Origin of the sequence: Alloacidobacterium sp., assembly GCF_035631355.1 — a bacterium.
Classification (GTDB): Bacteria; Acidobacteriota; Terriglobia; order Terriglobales; family Acidobacteriaceae; genus Alloacidobacterium.
The window spans coordinates 24,404-42,101 of the sequence record NZ_DASQIX010000048.1 but is presented as its reverse complement, the minus strand read 5'-3'; the positions used below and the strand labels follow the sequence as shown (position 1 = coordinate 42,101).

12 protein-coding genes are annotated in these 17,698 nt (G+C 55.1%); 5 read left to right on the top strand and 7 right to left on the bottom strand.

The window, feature by feature from the left end:
- Positions 1 to 2: 2 nt before the first annotated feature.
- Positions 3 to 890 carry a deoxyribonuclease IV gene (locus tag VEV40_RS08435; RefSeq protein WP_324831570.1) on the bottom strand — a complete coding sequence of 296 codons (888 nt, stop codon included), beginning with the start codon at positions 888 to 890 and terminating at the stop codon, positions 3 to 5.
- Positions 891 to 962: 72 nt separating this feature from the next.
- Between VEV40_RS08435 and nagA the strand changes: the two genes are divergently transcribed.
- Together nagA and VEV40_RS08425 are read left to right on the top strand one after the other, a co-directional pair.
- Entirely contained in the window at positions 963 to 2,120 is a 1,158-nt protein-coding gene (gene nagA / locus VEV40_RS08430; RefSeq protein ID WP_324831568.1) for an N-acetylglucosamine-6-phosphate deacetylase, read from the top strand.
- 58 nt (positions 2,121 to 2,178) lie between these two features.
- Positions 2,179 to 3,201: a hypothetical protein gene (locus VEV40_RS08425; protein WP_324831566.1), complete on the top strand. Its 1,023-nt coding sequence runs from the start codon at positions 2,179 to 2,181 to the stop codon at positions 3,199 to 3,201.
- Here the strand turns inward: VEV40_RS08425 and VEV40_RS08420 are convergent, their stop codons facing one another.
- Both VEV40_RS08420 and VEV40_RS08415 read right to left on the bottom strand, forming a co-directional pair.
- Positions 3,202 to 4,116 carry an N-acetylglucosamine kinase gene (locus VEV40_RS08420; RefSeq protein WP_324831565.1) on the bottom strand — a complete coding sequence of 305 codons (915 nt, stop codon included), beginning with the start codon at positions 4,114 to 4,116 and terminating at the stop codon, positions 3,202 to 3,204.
- 16 nt (positions 4,117 to 4,132) lie between these two features.
- Positions 4,133 to 5,413 (bottom strand): ectonucleotide pyrophosphatase/phosphodiesterase, encoded by a 1,281-nt coding sequence (locus VEV40_RS08415; protein WP_324831563.1) that lies wholly within the window; start codon positions 5,411 to 5,413, stop codon positions 4,133 to 4,135.
- 230 nt (positions 5,414 to 5,643) lie between these two features.
- Between VEV40_RS08415 and VEV40_RS08410 the strand changes: the two genes are divergently transcribed.
- Positions 5,644 to 8,424: a pitrilysin family protein gene (locus VEV40_RS08410; protein WP_324831561.1), complete on the top strand. Its 2,781-nt coding sequence runs from the start codon at positions 5,644 to 5,646 to the stop codon at positions 8,422 to 8,424.
- Between the two features lie 60 nt (positions 8,425 to 8,484).
- Here VEV40_RS08410 and VEV40_RS08405 read toward each other — a convergent pair whose 3' ends face one another.
- Positions 8,485 to 9,819, bottom strand: a complete 1,335-nt coding sequence (locus tag VEV40_RS08405; protein ID WP_324831560.1) for an amidohydrolase family protein — start codon at positions 9,817 to 9,819, stop codon at positions 8,485 to 8,487.
- Positions 9,820 to 9,821: 2 nt separating this feature from the next.
- The gene (locus VEV40_RS20700) at positions 9,822 to 10,016 is read right to left on the bottom strand and encodes a cellulase N-terminal Ig-like domain-containing protein (protein WP_414637831.1); all 195 of its coding nucleotides are present in this window, start codon (positions 10,014 to 10,016) and stop codon (positions 9,822 to 9,824) included.
- Positions 10,017 to 10,133: 117 nt separating this feature from the next.
- Here VEV40_RS20700 and VEV40_RS08400 point away from each other — a divergent pair, with 117 nt between their 5' ends.
- Positions 10,134 to 11,321, top strand: a complete 1,188-nt coding sequence (locus VEV40_RS08400; RefSeq protein WP_324831558.1) for a glycoside hydrolase family 18 protein — start codon at positions 10,134 to 10,136, stop codon at positions 11,319 to 11,321.
- 83 nt (positions 11,322 to 11,404) lie between these two features.
- On the opposite strand, the gene VEV40_RS08395 is transcribed toward VEV40_RS08400, so the two are convergent.
- Positions 11,405 to 13,924: an alpha-L-rhamnosidase C-terminal domain-containing protein gene (locus tag VEV40_RS08395; RefSeq protein ID WP_324831557.1), complete on the bottom strand. Its 2,520-nt coding sequence runs from the start codon at positions 13,922 to 13,924 to the stop codon at positions 11,405 to 11,407.
- Entirely contained in the window at positions 13,921 to 15,120 is a 1,200-nt protein-coding gene (gene rhaT, locus VEV40_RS08390; protein ID WP_324831556.1) for an L-rhamnose/proton symporter RhaT, read from the bottom strand. Before rhaT ends, VEV40_RS08395 begins: the two co-directional genes overlap by 4 nt.
- A 483-nt stretch (positions 15,121 to 15,603) precedes the next feature.
- Between rhaT and VEV40_RS08385 the strand changes: the two genes are divergently transcribed.
- Positions 15,604 to 17,697 carry a patatin-like phospholipase family protein gene (locus VEV40_RS08385; RefSeq protein WP_324831555.1) on the top strand — a complete coding sequence of 698 codons (2,094 nt, stop codon included), beginning with the start codon at positions 15,604 to 15,606 and terminating at the stop codon, positions 17,695 to 17,697.
- Position 17,698: the final 1 nt, after the last annotated feature.

Below are 17,698 nucleotides of genomic sequence, written 5' to 3'. Positions count from 1 at the left end.
TTTTATTTTACCGATAGCCCGGAAATCGCCGTATTTGTAACCAGAGACTTGAGCAAGGTGACGTTCTTCCGGTCGTCATTGGGCTGCTCAATAGGGACTTCCGCGATGAAGGCGCAATGCGCAAACCGCCTGTCATTGAGCAGACGGCGGAATGTTTCGAGGCCGATTGTTCCCTGGCCGATTTGTTCATGGCGGTCCAGCTTGGAGCCGCGTGGCGCTTTCGCGTCATTTGTATGCCAGACGCGAATATTTTTTGCTTCGATGGTCGCGTCTATCAGGCGTACAGTTTCGGCGTAGCCTTCTTCGCTGACAATATCGTATCCAGCGACATGGACATGGCAGGTGTCGAGACATGCGCCGACGCGTGCGATGCCGCGCAGACAATGAATAAGCTTTGCGACCTGCTCGAAGTTGCTTCCGAGGGAGAATTCGGCTCCGGCGGTGTTTTCGATCAGGATTCGGAAATTGCAGTCTTGTGTATTGAGGCCGTCCAGAGATCGTTCAATAGATTCGGCAGCCAATCGTAAGCCCTCCTCGCGTGTCAGACCGCGCCATGAGCCGGGATGAAGGACAAGATATTCGGCTCCGAGGGTCAGGGCGCGTTTTACCTCACCGCGAGAGGCCACGATGGATTGAGAGCGGACGATTTCCGACTGGCTGCAGAGGTTGACGAGATAGCTCGTATGGATAACAAGCGGCGAGCAATCGTATTTCTTTCGTAACTCGCTCATGCGCTCGCAATCTACCGCTTTCAGAGTTGAGGATCGCCACATGCGCGGGCTGGATGAGAAGATTTGAAAGGCATTGGCGCCAATTTCGTGGGCGCGTTCGGCTGCCTTGCACACCCCGCCTGCAGTGGACAGGTGTATGCCAATGCGTCGTTGCTTCATGCTGTTCCAGTGTAGAGTCAGTTGTAGACTATACAGCTATACAGGTATATTGTCGGACGAGAACGAGTTTGTATGCGCAGAGTGATTACAGCAGAAAAGCTGCTGACTCCGGACCAAGTCATTTCCCAGCCGATTGTTGTCATCGAAGACGGCGTGATTGCTCGCATCACGTCGCGCGCTGAAGAAGCTACGCCTCGCGGCGATGTCGAGGATTATCCTGGCGCGACAATAGTTCCGACTTTCTTTGACGTGCACATACATGGCAGCGGCGGCGCGGATGTGATGGATGCCACGCGTGACTCACTTACTACTGTAGGACAGTTTCTTGCCCGGCACGGCGTCGGCTCGTATCTGGCCACCACCGTCTCGGCCCCTATGGATACAACGCTGCACTCGCTGTGCGGACTGGCAAAGCTGATTGGCTCTGACATTGACGGCGCGCGGCCGCTGGGCATTCATCTGGAAGGGCCGTTCATCTCTCACGCCAAGCGGGGAGCTCATGCCGAGCGCGATCTGCTGCAGCCGACCGCGGCCCTCTTCAACCGCATGTGGGAAGCGGCTGAAGGGCATATTCGTTTGATGACAATAGCACCGGAGCTTCCGGGAGCCGAGGAAGTAATCGCTCGGGCTATCGAACTCGGCGTTCGCATCAGCCTGGGCCACAGCAATGCGGGAATGGAAGACACTCTGCGCGGCATCAGGGCTGGCGCGACTTCAGCTACGCATACCTTTAACGCCATGCGGCGCTTTGATCATCGCGATCCGGGCATTCTGGGAGTAGTGCTGGATCGGGCAGATCTTTTTGCCGAGATTATCTGTGATGGCCTGCATGTGAATCCGACAGCCGTCCGCATGTTCTGGAAAGAAAAGGGAAGCGAGCGGGCGATTCTGGTGACGGACGCAATGAGCGCTACCGGCATGCCTGACGGCAACTACAGACTGGGCGAACTGGATGTCCGCGTTGTGAACGGCAAATGCGTTATCGGCGAAGACACCTTAGCTGGCAGCACGCTGACCATGGACCGTGCAGTGCGGAATTTCGCTGCATTTACTGGCGTGGAATTTGGCGCCGTTACGGCCCTGGCAACGCGGAATCCGGCGCGTATGATCGGACTCGATTCGCAGGTGGGGGCGCTCGAGGCTGGACGCGCGGCCGACCTGACTGTGCTCTCGCCAAAAGGTGAAGTGATCGAGACGATTCTGCGCGGGCAAGCAGTAACCGTGGCATAACAATTTCTCAAGCTCTGCAGTATGCTTCATGCTAGTTTGATTCCGTCTGGCTGAGTTTATGACAAATTCCAAATCATTCCTGCCGATTCTGGTCTTTTCATTGATTCACGTTGCTCACGCCGCATCAACTAATGCGTGCAGCAACATCCCGCATGCGGATCATCCGAAAGCACTGCTCTCAAACGATGATGTGGAGGCGGTTGTTTTTCTGCCTGATCCGGAGCGCGGCTACTATCGCTCGACCCGCTTCGACTGGTCAGGGGTGATAGGGTGTGCTTCATACAAAGGGCATGCGTTCTGGGGCAATTGGTTTTCGAAATACGATCCGCTCATTAACGATTCCATTACCGGGCCAGTCGAGGAGTTTCGCTCTCAGGACGGAGCTTTGGGCTACGGCGATGCTAAGCCGGGCGATCCTTTCGTGAAAGTAGGAGTGGGGGTTCTTCGCAAAATCGATGACACGCCCTATAAGTTCGGTACCTTCTATCCGATCGTCGATGCAGGAAAGTGGACCGTGCACACCAGCACGCGGTCGATTACGTTTGAGCAGAAGCTGCAATCGCCCATAGGCTTTGCTTACATTTATAAGAAGACGCTCGAACTGGACAAAACCGGCGCAGTCATTGCGCTCAAGCATCAGCTAAAAAACATTGGAACGAAGGCCATACAGACCGATGTTTACGATCACGACTTTTTCATGTTCGATGGACGGCCAACCGGGCCGGGAATGACCGTTCATTTTCCATTTAATCCTAAAATTCAGGATTCACCTGATACGCACTTCGACGCATCGATGGCAAAAATTGAGGGCAATACGATCTCGTATTTGCAGGAATTGCAGCCTAATCAGACGGTAGCGGGTTATGTCACCGGATATTCGGACAAGACAGCCGATTATGACATCACCGTTGAAGATCAGACCGCAGGCGTTGGAATTCAGCAGACATCCGATTCGCCGATTGCGAAGCTCTATCTCTGGTCGATTCGGACGACAATCTCGCCGGAAGCATATATCCATCTCGATATCGCGGCGGGACAAACGCAAAGCTGGACGATCCAATATCGCTTGTTCGTCAAGTAATTAGCGGACGCGGTTGCGGGCTCTCCATAGCGCTCCGATAACCGGATCGACCGCCTCTGGCAGCACCTTCACCATCGGCAGCCCACGGTGGATGGTCTCAATCATGCTCTCGCGCACAAATCCCACGCTCTTCAGAATGCCGCCAACATAAGCAATTCCGGGGAGAGGAGCATCCGGCTCCAGCGCACGCAGACGTCGGACAGCATGCACAGCATTCTCGCCCAGCATCTGGCCTCCAAGCTGCAGAACTTCAAGCGCGACAGCATCGCCGGCTTCAGCGCATTCCACAATAATCGGCGCAAGCAGGGAAAAATCCGGGAACGGTGTCTGGTTGCCAATTTCGGCCAAGTCTCCCAAGGTAGGGGCAGACCAGAACCGCATGACCTTTTCGACAATCATCGTCGGCTGCTGGAAATCATGTGCGCGCAATGCGTTCTTCAAACCTTCGTGGCCAATCCAGTAACCGGAGCCTTCATCGCCCAGGGCGGAGCCCCATCCACCAACGTTGAAAGTCTCACCAGCGCTGGTTCGGCCCAGAATGTTGGAGCCGGTGCCGCCGATCACCAGCACGCCTGCCTGTCCTGGAAAGGCTGCGTCGAGAGCAGTCGCTTCATCTCCGCAAACGAGAATCTCGCCGCCTGAGTGACGCGAAATGATCTGCTGCATCCATTCCTTCGTCTGCGGAAATCGTAAGCCTGCGGTTCCCACGCAGGAGACGGCGACTTGTTTGAGGTCTGCGCCGCTCTGGCGCGTGATTTCTTCAAGCAACGCGCGCATGTTGGCTTCGGCCTGTGCGGTTGATACGCGCAGCGGCTTTATGCTGCTGTTCTGCGCGCGGGCGAGAATGCTGTTTTCGTCGGCAAGGGCGCAGTCGGTTTTCGTGCCTCCCGCGTCAAATCCAAGATAAAGGGCCATCGTCCTACTTTCTGATTTACTCACGAGCAGCATCGGTCAGCGCGCTGGAGAGAATGTTGAGATTGCCGTCAGTCGGCGGGGCCTGCAACTGAAGGATTTTCGCAATGAACGGATAGACATTCACATTTTCAAAAGGCTTTAGAATCGTGCCCGGACGTATATCTGGTCCGGCGGCAAAGAAGATTGCCTTCATCTCGGGCATCTCGCGAGGATCATAGCCGTGTACGCCAGTATTTGGTGCATGGTCCTGCTCGCCTGCAGGCGGACTATGGGCACGAATCGCATAAGGCCCTTTGGCGACGATGATGGGGTCCCCGGCTCGCGGATTGCTGTTGTAGTGCAGCCATGAAGGCATTTTGGCAAGGCGATAGACAACAAACGCGCTGTCTGCCGCTTTAAGTTTCTGGTAGGCCCTTTCCGTGTCGGCCTCTGACTTTCCATAGAGAAGCGCTCCGACAGTTGTGAAGTTAGAAAGGTCGGCATATTGATCGAGATTGATCCACGGACCTTCTTCGCGCGCCATTCCGTGGTCGCTGACTACGATAAGGTCAATGGGCATATGAAGCGCGTCGAGATCGGCGTGCAATTTTCCGATCAGCACATCAATATGCTTTACGGCCTGAGCAACCTGCTGGCTGCCAGGACCATATTGATGCCCTGCGTGATCAACATTGGAGAAGTACAGGGTAATGAAGTGCGGGCGCCTGTCTTCCGGCATCTTGAGCCAGGCCACGATCTGGCTGATGCGCTGCTCGTCAGGGAATTTGTCATCGAAATGCAGATAATAGCTGGGCCGGACATTTTGAATCGCAGCCTCCGATCCCGGCCAGAAGAAGCAGGCTGAGCGCATCCCCTGCTTCTCGGCCAGCACCCATAACGGAGTGCCGCCATACCAACTGCCGTCGCTGCTCGTCTTCGGATCGTTATAGGAGTATCGCTCTTTGCGGTCCTCATCATAGAAGCTCATGGCGACAATGCCATGATGTTCCGGATAGAGTCCCGTGACCATCGTGTAGTGGTTTGGAAACGTAATGGATGGATAGGACGGAATCATGCCGTCCGGCGCGCTGGCGCCCTGCTTCGCCAGGGTCAACAGGTGCGTCGCGCCGTACTTCTTCGCATAGTCGTAGCGGAAGCCGTCAAGCGAGACGAGTACTACGTAGTGCTTCTGCTCTTGAACGAAAGCGTTTGGCCCATTGTCAACGGTAATGACCGGTGTGGCTTGCGGCGTCTGCGCCAGCGCAAGAGCGCTGCAAAGCAGCAGAGCTGTAACCAAAAGACGGAGCCGGTTGAGCATGGTTGTTTCCTCGAACAGATTACCTGACCGTTCGTCCGGCGTGTTTATAATCGTTGCTCCATTTATAAATGGGCCATGGCGGCTTTATCAGTAGGTGAAAGCATAAAGCGCCGCCTCTGTTTTACGATGAATACGGTCTGGTATTATCGCGCCACACCGCGGACAACTTTTTGGAGGCGCAAAACGAGAACATGCATCAACGCCGGATCGTCTGTTTAGGAACCCTTGCCATGGCTCTGCTGACATTTACCGCTTCTGCTGAAACCCCATCGAAGCTGAAAGTACCAGAGATCAAATACGAGACTTACACGATGCCGAATGGCCTTCAGGTCATGCTGACTGAGGACCATCGGCTGCCCATTGTTGGGGTCGATCTCTGGTATCACGTCGGTCCGGTCAAAGAGCGCGCGGGACGCACGGGCTTCGCACACCTCTTTGAGCACATGATGTTCGAAGGATCGAAGCATGTGGGCGAAAAGGCCCACTTCAAATACCTGGAAGCGGCAGGCGCGTCGGATATTAATGGAACTACCGACTTCGACCGCACCAACTATTTCGAGACGCTACCCTCCAACCAACTCGAACTGGCGCTGTGGCTGGAAAGCGACCGGATGGGTTTTCTGCTGGACACGCTGGACCGCACCAAGCTGACCAATCAGCGGGACGTGGTCCGCAATGAGCGCCGGCAGAGCGTCGAGAACCAGCCCTATGGTTTGGTGGACGAGGCACTGGTCCACGAGCTCTTTCCTAAAGACCATCCTTATCACGCTGACGTGATTGGATCGCATGCCGACGTTGAGGCCGCAAGGCTGGAAGACGTCCGGCAGTTCTTCAAGCAGTACTATGCACCCAACAATGGCACCATTGCCATCGCGGGGGACATTGACAAGGCAAAAACCAAGGCGCTGCTTGAAAAATATTTCGGGCCGATTCCCAAAGGCCCGGACGTGCCGAAGGTGGACGTGTCCACGCCGGACATTACTTCAGAAAAGCGCGTCACCGTCACGGACACGGTCCAACTACCCAAAGTAGAGTTTGGCTGGCTTACTCCACCGGCCTTTGCGCCCGGCGATGCTGAAGCGGATGCTGCAGCATATGTTCTCGGCGGAGGCAAATCAAGCCACCTTTATAGGAAGCTCGTTTACGAGCAGCAGATCGCACAATCGACAACCTGCTACAACCAGTCAGAGGCACTGCGCTCATGGACGACTTGTGAGTTGATGGCCCGACCGGGCGTAACCGCCGAGCAGTTGGAAAAAGCCGCCAATGGCGTCATCGATGAGTTTCTGCAGTCCGGACCAACACAGGAAGAAATCGACCGCGCACGCAACACAACCGAGTCGCGAAAGATTCGTGGACTGCAGCGCGTGGGCGGATTTGGCGGCGTGGCCGACACGCTGAACTATTACAACCAGTACACCGGTGACCCCGGCTATCTGCCTAAGGATATTGCCCGCTACAACGCACTGACGGTTGCAGGTGTGCAGAAATTCGCGCAGGCGAGCCTGACTCAGAGCCAGCGCGTAACCGTCTATGGCATTCCCGGCAAAAAAGTAGTGGATGATGTGCCGCGCAGTCCTGCCGACACGGACGCCAATGTAAGAATTCAGCCTGAGTATTCTGCCAAGTTCGATCAGTCGCAGGCATGGCGCAAAACTCCGCCTCAGGCCGGGCCGCAACCAAAGTTGTCTCTGCCTGAGCCGGTGACGTTTACCCTGGCGAACGGGCTTAAGGTGTATCTCGTCGAATCGCACAGCCTGCCGGTGGTGAGCGCTTCACTCGTTGCGCTGGGAGGCAGCGAGGGCGATTCGCCAAAAGAGCCGGGCGTGGCCGGATTCACCGCTGCCATGCTGACTGAGGGAACGGCCAAACGCACTGCTCCCCAGATTGCCGACGACACTGACCAGATTGGCGCGTCGTTGACGAAGGGCGCAGGCAATGACAACGCATTTGTGCGCATCAGCGCGTTGAGCAATGTAAGCGATCAGGCGCTGGATTTGTTGTCCGATGTAAGCCTGCATCCTGCCTTCAGCGATGCTGAAATCGAGCGCATTCGCAGGCAGCGCTTGACCTCGCTCGTACAGATGAAAGACCAGCCGGTGCAGGTCGCGTTTCAGGTTGCTGCACGCGCTATTTATGGCGCAGACAATCCATATGGATACCTCAGTATCGGCACGGAGAATGCAATCAAGGCGACCACACGCGAAGATCTGGTCAACTTCTGGCGCGAGCGCTACACGCCGGCAAATTCTGCGTTGGTTTTTGCCGGAGACCTGACGGAGAAGCAGGCCCGAGATCTGGCGGAAAAGTATTTTGGAAGCTGGTCGTCAAAGGGAACGGCTTCGCAGCCGCCCGCTGCGCCAGCGCCACCAACGCGCCGTGTCATTCTGGTGAACATGCCGGGAGCGCCGCAAACCGCGATATTCGCCGCAGGCATCGGCGTGCCGCGATCGAATCTGGACTTCGCTCCCCTAAACGTGGATAACACCATGTTGGGCGGGCTTTTCTCTAGCCGCATCAATATGAACCTGCGCGAGCAGCACGGGTATACTTACGGCGCATTCAGTCGCTTCCAGTTCTGGCGCGGCAGCGGGCCATTCTTCGCGGGAGCGTCTGTGCGTGCCGATGTCACGGGACCAGCGGTGCAGCAGCTCTTCTATGAGCTGGACCGCATCCGCACCAACCCGCTGACACCGGAAGAGCTGAAGATGTCAAAAGACTACCTGATGCGCTCATTGCCTGGTGACTTTGAGACCGTTGAAGAAACGACAGGCAGAATGTCGGAAATCTTCACGTACCAGTTGCCGCTCGATTACTACCGCGCCTATCCAGCGAAGATCGATGCGGTCACATCTAACGAGGCCGCGAGTGCGGCGCTCAAATACATTCACCCCGAGAACATGGTCCTTGTCGCTGTAGGCGACAAGGCAAAGATCCAACCAGAGATTGAGAAACTGAATCTCGGCCCGGTTGAGGAATGGAACACCGATATCGAGCCGGTCAAGAAGTAGATGAATCGATAAGGCCCGCTACTAGTGCGGGCCTCTTGTCCTGCTGGCGAGCGCACCAAATTATTTGCCATAAAGCTTCGCAGCATTGTCGTGCAGGTAGCCGCGCGCGAAGACCATTGCCTGCTGTTCGGTGACTTCGTGGTTCAGAATCATCTCTGTGAGCGCAGCGGCAAGCGCTACGCGGGCCGAGCGCACCGCCATCCAATAGCTCTCTTCGGCGCCAACAGCATCGCTGAAAGGAAATGCGTCAGAGCCGAACATTACCTTGTCTGGAAAAAGCAGCAGCCAGTGCCGCAGCACGTTCTTCAGATCAGCCGGATAGAGATAAATTCCCATCAGCGATGAATCTAGGTAGACATTTCTGCGTGCCGTTAGCCAGATGGCCTGCTCCTGAAATGGATATCCGCCATGCAGCAACACGAACGTTGTATCCCTGTAGCGGGGATCGCGAAGCACATTTTCAAGCTGAAGCGCCGTGCCGTTACTGACGCTATAGTAGTCGCCGATGCCGACCGCGGTGTGTATCTGCACCGGAAGGTGAAGGCGTCCGGCCTCGCTGATGAGATAGCGAAAGAGGTAGTCCTGAAAGTCCTTGTATTCCGCGTCTGATGGAGCTCCGCCATTCCGGTATTTTGCATAGACAGCTTCCGCCGTCTGCTTTGGCGGATCGTCGAAATGGAGCGAGCGGAAGTAGGCAATCTCAAACTTAATGCCGACGCCGTCATGTTGTTTGTTGTCTTCAAGCAGACGAGCCGCGAATTTCAAATAGTCATCAAATGTTGGTGGAAGCTCTTGCAGGCCCTCCTGCGCCAGCTCACGTCGCAGCTTTTTTTCCTGCAAGGGAACATAAACAGCGAGGTCGCCATTGCGTGAAATGAAAGTCTGATTTTTAAACGGAAAGAGCAGAGAATCAACGAAGAAGACCCAGAGAAAACGCTTAGGCGAGAGATATGGCCCCAATTCGACGCGGTTGGCGACAGCCCGTTCAATGTTCAGTTGGTCGAGAATTGTGTCGAAGTACTGATAGCCCCTTTCCTGCTGCTTAAGCCCCGCCTTTTTCTTCACCAGCCATTGCAGATGCTCAGGCGAATTGTCGTCATAGGGGTAGCCGAACAGGGCCTTTGATGCGGCGATAAGTTCAGGATTGCCGTCGCGCAGGCGAAACGCTGCGCTGGCGCCGGGTGGCGAGACCATTGCATCAACATTCGGGTCATCAGCAAATCCGGGATGTCCGTGGTTATCGAAGATACGGATGGCATCGATTTGTTTAAGCAGGCGGTCATATGTCTGCTGATACACGGCGGAAGAAGTAGGCAGTGCTTCCGGTACTTGCTGACCGCAACATGCGCCGGTGAGCAAGAAAAGAACCGCGCAGGCAAGCGCTCCGCCTTTCATCGCTAACGTCTCGCTTCTTCCGGAATCGGGTCCGCATGAAAAACTGTCTTGCGGGTATCAGCGTTTATCAACGCAAACTGTCGTGGACGGTCTGCCTTGGTGCCTTCGATTACTGTCTGCTTCGGCGCGCTGGTTTCATAACCTACTTGATCGATAAGCAGGTGTACTTGCGCAGCAGTGGATGAGGTAACAAACACTGAGAGATATGCAACCAGGACGAACTTGGAACTGTGTATGATTTTCCCAGTCCTTTCAGAACATTTGCGAATATAAACATTCCGCGTCGCATGCGTCCAGATTTAGAGGAGACAGATTTGAACGAGTATGTTCTTTCGCAGTTAAGCCAGAATGTCTCTTCTCGCCTTCGCAGGCGCGCCGCCGCTTTGCTGATTTTTGCATTCTTAATTGCGCCAGCTCTATTTGCCGGAGCATCGAAACCGTCAGCGCATCTGGTAATCGTTGCATACATCTTTCCTCGGCACGCGCTGCTCCAGCCTAGAGATATAACCGCCAACAAACTGACGCGCATCAACTTTGCCTTTGCTCTCATTCAGAATGGAAAAATTATCACAGAAGACCCATCCGATGACGCCAATATGGCCACACTGGTCGCTTTCAAAAAAAACAATCCCTCGCTCACGATCCTGGTTTCAGTGGGAGGCTGGCTCGGCTCCGGGAATTTTTCCGACGTGGCGCTCACGCGAGAGAGCCGCGCAATTTTCATTCAGAGTGTGATCGAGTTCATCAAGCAACATCAGCTCGACGGTCTCGATATTGACTGGGAGTACCCGGGTCAGGTCGGCTCAGGAAACAAGTTCCGCCCGGAAGACAAGCACGACTACACGCTGCTTCTGGCTGAACTGCGCAAGCAGTTCAATCGCGAAGCAAAGAAGCTTCATCGGCGGCTTTTTCTCACGATTGCGACCGGCGCCTCGAGCCAGTTTCTGGAACATACCGAGATGGGCAACGCGCAAAAGTATGTCGATACTGTGAACCTGATGGCCTATGACTATTACGAGCCCGGCTCCGATCCCATCACCGGAAATCATGCGCCGCTATTTACCGATCCTGCCGACCCAAAGAAAATATCCGCCGACAAATCAGTCCGGGAATATGAGCAAGCTGGCGTGCCTGCCGCGAAGATTGTGCTGGGCGTGCCTTTTTATGGGCATGTCTGGGGGCAGGTTGAAGACACAAACCACGGACTTTTTCAGCCTGGCAAGCCTGTGCCAAATGCATATGCCGGTTATACGAACATCTCAACCGGCATGTTGAACACAGGGTTCACTCGCTACTGGGACGCCGCTGCCTCAGCCCCATATCTCTACAGTGCAGCGCAAAAAAAATTCATCTCCTACGAGGACCCGGAATCGCTCGCGTTGAAATGCAGGTATGTGCTCGACCATCGGCTCGCCGGCATCATGTTCTGGGAGTACAACAGCGATCCATCGGGAAAGCTTCTCGACACCATCGACACAAGTCTTCATTCAGAGAACAAATAGCTGTGATCCATCCTATCGCGCCTATGTTGTGCGATAGGGTGGGAGACTGTAAATTTCAATCGCGCAATGCCTAAGCATTTTTATTACTGCGCGGCAATCTCGTAATGTCCGGCCTGGCGGATTGTTACAATCGCGCGACTGCCGTTCTCGGCAGCTTCACTTTGCGTTCGTTGCCCGTTGACGGCGACCTGTGCATTCGCGCTGGGCACAGGTACAGAGACATGGGCCTCAGTTCCAGGCGGCAAATCTAGGCTGATTGCCGTGTTCTGACCCTCTTTTTTTAATGAGACGTTCAGCAGTCCCCGCGGAGTTGGCTCCCCGCCTTTCGCCCAGGCCAAATCGATAAGGTCGGGTCGGATGTCCACTGTCGAGAAGCCCGCCCCTGTCGCGTGGATGCCGAGCACTTCTTCCATGAGCCACGACGTCACTCCGCTTGACCACCCGTGCGCGAGGCTCACACGATAGCCCGACATATTGTCCGCCTGAAGCGAGCCGTGAGCATCGTCCTTGTACCATGATGGATCGTAACCTTCCCAGAAACTCGTGGCGCCTTCGTCCACCATTCCGCCCCAGTATTGTCGTATCCAGTCCAGCGCTTCCGCGCGATGGCCCATTTCAGCCATAGCGCTGATCACGTAGTAGTTGTAATAGGGGGTAATGATGAGCGCGTTGTACTTGATCTTGCCTACCGTTGAGAGGGCCGCCTTCCAGATTTCTCCGTACTGTGAAGGATCGGCCGCGCCTGACAATACAGCCATCGCGTTCACCTGCCAACGGTCGCCGTATGAATCAGACTGCTTGTCCAGCAGATATTCCCGCGCCGCTGTCTTCAGATCATCTAGCTTCTTCGCAAAGACCTGCGCATTCTCCTTATCTCCCATCTCATTCAGCAGATATACGCCTTGCGCGAAGGCCGCGATGAACTCCAGTTGCGTTCCGCGCCGCGCTTCCGGCGTGTCGCCATTCAGTTCCGGAGACCAGTCAACGAAGGGCCAGGACTTGTGGTTGTTCGCATAAAGATTACGGCTGTCCAACTCTGTTTCCATGTAGTGCATGAGTTGCACAAGGCGTTCATGGAAGGACATGAGCTGTTGTTTCGAACCCATGTGGCGGTAGTATTCGGTCTCGCCCGTAATCCAGAACGCCGAATAGCCGGCAATGCCGTTCACATGCTGCCGCACCGGCGCCGGACCCATGAGCCGCTCAAGCGTGTCTTCCATTAGAAAGCGGTCGCCGAAGACGTCGTTGATGGTGCGCCCACTTACATCAAGATCGCCCATCCAGCGCCCACGATCGCGCTTCGGCGCATCCCAGATATCGTCCTGCATGCAGAGATGCGCCGTATATGCGCCAATAGCCCACATCAGGTTGAGCTTCGGGTCGGAAGATTCAAAGAAGCCCTGATACTTAACCGGATAGTAGATAAGGTCATCTTCAATCGATTTAAAGCGAAGCTTCTGGCCGCCAATAAAGCGCACAATGGCATATCGAAACGTGCTCTTGGGGGCATATGCGGAGCCATGCGCTGGAATGTACAGCGCATTCTCCCCGAGATATGGCTGCTTCAACGCCTCCGCTTCGGATTCGCCATACTGCACGGTGACCGTAGCCGGAGAATCAGAGTCAGAGACGAAGTGCAGGCGTCCGTTCGCGTTGCGGCCAAAGTCGAGCATGATCTGCGGTGAGTTGGTATTTTCTACTTGAGGTGCTGGCAGATCGACAGTGAACTCACCACCTGAACTGGAGCCCGCTTTAAGCGCGTCAGCATTCCGGATCGTTCCCACACCACCGTAAACATGTTCAACGGTCGCGGGCAGAAGAGGTGCCTGCGCAAGAAATGGCGAAATGCCATCGTAGCCCGGCCAGTCATACATGCCGGCGTCGGCATTCCATTGCAGCAAATCAATCGAGCTTTCAATCGGCCCCAGACTATCAGCAGCGGGCCATGACGCATCATCGAACCCTGCATTCTGCCAGCCCTCGTCTGCATGCAGCGACGCTTTCCATTCTTTATTGCTGATCAGCAGCGCAGGCCCGTCAACACCGCGCTCTGCGCCAATCAGCTTGACGGCGAGGATCCTGCCGGATGTCAGCTGCGCCGTGATTCTGCTGTTATTGAATGCCGGAACTCCGCTTCCGCGTACTGCCTCAATGGCGATAACGTTCTGTCCCGCCCGCAGCGCGTGGCTCACATCGGCGGTATAAACCTTAATGCCAATCGGCGCATCAAGGTTTTGCTGCACCTGGTTTACAAGCTGTCCGTTCAAGTAAGCGCGCAGCGACCGCGGCCCGGCGATGTACAACGTAGCCGATTGCGGGACGGAACGCAGGTCAAAAGTGTGCCGGAAATAATGCGGCTGTATATCATCGTTCTGCTCAAGACCCTCATAAGAGATGGCATCACTTTTCACTGCGTCCTGCTGCGTCCAGATATATTCCTCCGGCAGCGGTTTATGAGTAGCCGATTCAAGTTGAAACTGGGCGAGGTTCCGCGTTGGATCAAGCTGGTCAATCGGGATCTCAGTTGGCTTCAGCGCCTGCGCCATCCCGAGTGACGATAAAACTGCGGCTGCACCGATTCCGAGCCAGAATTTGTTTTTCAACGAATTCCTCCATGCACAGATGCACTGGCAGTTGCCGCCACTCCGAGGTAATTCCCATATCCAACAATTACAGTCGAGCCGACCAGAACAATCAGCGTGCATGCCACCAGCCAGCTTGTTCGCCTGCTGGCTCCCCGCCACTCCTTAAGCGCAATACCCCAGAGCGTGCTGAAGATGATGATGCTGGCCATGTGCAGTGTCCAGCTTGAGAATTTGAAGCGCCCCATCTGGGTTTCACCCATGGTGTAGAAGAAGAACTGCATGTACCACGTCGTTCCCGCAAGTGCGGAAAAAAGATAATTGGCGACGATGGGCACGCGCCCGTTCTCCTCAGCCTGCTCTATGCGCTCGAGCACCATTTGCATGCCGGGAGCGTCAGTTGCGGTTTCGAGAATCGGCTCTTCGCTGATCGACGGAATGTGCCCTCGCGTTTTCAGCGCAAGATATTGGTAACCAGTACGATTACGTACATTCAGAATCAGGCACCAGATGAAGTTTGTGGTGAATCCTCCGGCGAGCAACACCACCAATACCGGCAGCCCCTGCCAGAGCGGAGAAGTGCCGTGCTGCACAGTGATTTGCTTGATCGGGTCGCCCGCAGCCAATCCATACGCAAAGCAGGCGCTCATGATTCCGCAGAATGTCGCTACCAGCAGGCCGCGCTTGAGGTCAAATTCCGCGATCGCGGCCCGCTTCTCCTCATCCGACATTTCGCGTTCTTTGGAAATGCCGGCAGCTCCAGCAAAGATGATTCCCGCAACACAGACAGCGACTCCGATCAAGATGATGATCCCCGAGCGTGTGCCCAGCACTTCCGACACGAATACCCCGCGAAAAATTGGCGGCATGAGTGTGCCGAAGACGGCAGTGTAGCCCAGCGCGACTGCCATGCCCAAAGACATGCCGAGGTAGCGCATGGTGAGGCCGAATGTCAGGCCGCCCAACCCCCACAGAACACCGAAAATGTATGTCCACGCAAGACTGCTCAGAGGCGCTTCATGCAGCACAGCCAGCAGATCGCGCGTCATCAGTCCTGCAAGGAACCAGGGAACGATAATCCAACTGAAGATGCCGCCCACGAGCCAGTAGGTTTCCCATGCCCAGCGTTTCACTCCGCGATACGGAACGTAAAAGCTGGCCGACGCAAGCCCTCCGAGCCAGTGCAGAAAAACTCCCAGTATTGGGTTTGCCCCCACGAATCATCTCCTTAAATCAAGCAGTTTTCCAGACGTGGAAAATACGCCATCTTTTTGGCGTCCTCACAGCGTCATTCAACATGCTCTCAGTTTTTGCAGTGTAATCTTTTTACCATTTGAAACAAGCAAAATTATCCATCTCTCAATCGAAAATCAATCCTTTATCCACATAGCTTTTGGTACTCGGTCCAAGTACATGAAGCAGCATCCAACCCACCCGATTGTCCGATGACAATATCGCACTTAGCTTGAGTTGTTTCGCGTTTGCCTCAGCTTTCAGGACGTGTCTTTCGCGATACTTTAGGCGCGTTCCCATAGTATTTGCCAATGGGTTGCATCATTTTCTGTGAGATATTAGCTGGTGCTATGGTCAGACGAGTTTTCAAGTTGATCATTGGTGCGTTAACAATCAGCTTCTCTTTCGCAGGCTCAATGCAGGCCGCGGACCCTCCACCCTTAGCCACCCGACCAAAAATAGGCTTAGTGCTGAATGGCGGCGGCGCGCTTGGATTGGCGCATATCGGCGTTTTGCAGTGGCTGGAAGAGCACCACATACCAGTAGACGTGGTGGCTGGCACAAGCATGGGCGGTTTGGTAGGAGGGGTCTACGCCACTGGCAAATCTCCGGAGCAGGTGCGCGAATTGGTTGAAGGCATCGACTGGGATCAGATACTTAGCGATGGTGTGCCATATCGCGACCTGTCGGTCAGGAGAAAAGAAGACGCGGCACAATACCCGCTGTCGATTCTGCTTGGCTGGAACAAAGGACTCGTGACCCAGGGAGGATACAAAGCTGGCCAGCAGGTGCAGCTCTTGCTCGACAAAATAGCTCTCCCATATTCCAATCTCAAGGACTTTGATGACCTGCCCATTCCGTTCGGCTGTGTCGCTACGGACCTTGTCTCTGGCAGGCCGCATGTGTTTCGCTCCGGCTCCCTCGGGCTGGCCATGCGCGCCACCATGTCGCTGCCGGGAGTCTTCTCTCCGGTGAGGACACCGGACGCGATCTACGCCGATGGCGGACTTCTCGACAACCTTCCTGTCGATGTTGCGAAGCAGATGGGCGCCGATATCACCCTGGCCATTTATCTGCAGACAGCGCCGCTCAAGGCTACGGAACGATTGTCCTCAGTAGGGGTACTCGGCCGCGGCATCAGCGTCATGATCGCCGCCAATGAGTTAAGAAGCATGCAGCAGGCCGACATTCTGGTCAGCGTCCCGCTGCAGGACTTCACTCCCATGGACTACAGCAAGTCCAAAGCCATGATTCAGAAAGGCTATGAAGCCGCCCAGAGCAAAGCGGCTATCCTCGAAAAGCTCTCTGTCGATGACGCAACTTGGCAGCAGTATCTGGCGCAGCGTACAAGCCGCATAAAGTCTCTTCCAATTCCGGAATATGTTGAAGTCAATGGCGTTCCTGCAAAGGATGCTGCACAGATCAAAAAGCAACTCGCGGCGAATATTGGAAAGCCGATTCAACCTGATCTCCTGACGCGCCAGCTAACCACGATCTCCGGAGACCAACGCGTCTCCAATCTCAACTATGGATTAACCACCAATTTGTCCAATGTCCCCGGATTGGCGATTAATGGCACGCCGGACGCTTTCGGAAGAAACATTATCCGTCCGCTGATTGTCGTGGATGGATGGGACTACAAAAATGTGACGCTGAGTGTCGGTGCGCGATTGACTATGCTTGACTTGGGCAGGTACGGCGCGGAACTGCGCAACGACGTCCTTCTGGGGGCCGAGTATCGGCTTAGCTCTGAGTACTTCCGCCCCCTTTCCGAGTCGCGCAGCTGGTTTGTTGCGCCTGCATTCATGGCTGATAACGCACCCTTGGATTTTTATTCGAGCCAGGGGCTGATAGCCGAATATCGGAACAGAATTGTCGGCGGTAGAGGTGATTTTGGGTATATGTCGCCGCGCTCGTTCGAGTTTCGTCTTGGCTACGAAGCTGGTGAACAGCACCTTTATCCGGACGTGGGCGATCCCAATCTTTACCCGCGCGTAAGTGGCCGCGAGGGAGATACACACATCCGGATAACTCTGGATCGACTGGATAACCCGATTACTCCGATGTCAGGTTTCCATCTGGAGTCGAGAACAGAATGGTGGGACGCAAAGCCTGCTGCTGGCACTATGTTTCCTTTGGCTGAACTTTCGATGATTGGATTCAAGCCGCTGACAGGCAAGTCATCGGCATATCTCGGAGCTTCTGGCGGCAGCACTCTCTGGGAAAACCCGGGGGGACTGCCGCCATTCTCACTCGGCGGTTCTTTTCGCCTGCCTGCTTACAACACCAATGAGCTTCTCACCAATCAATACTTCCTGTTCCAGGGAGGATACATTCGCAAGCTGGGAGCACTGTCACCTCTCGCCGGAGGCAAAATCCTGTTTTTTGCCGGCGCGGACATAAGCAAAGCCTACTACCTGCAAAACGTTTCGCATCTGCCTTCAGATGGTTCGGCTGGGCTGATTATCAATACGCTGCTCGGCCCGGTTGTTGTGGGCGGCGCTATCGGCGATGCAGGTCACTATAAGTTCTACTTTGAGATCGGGCGTGCATATTTCTAAA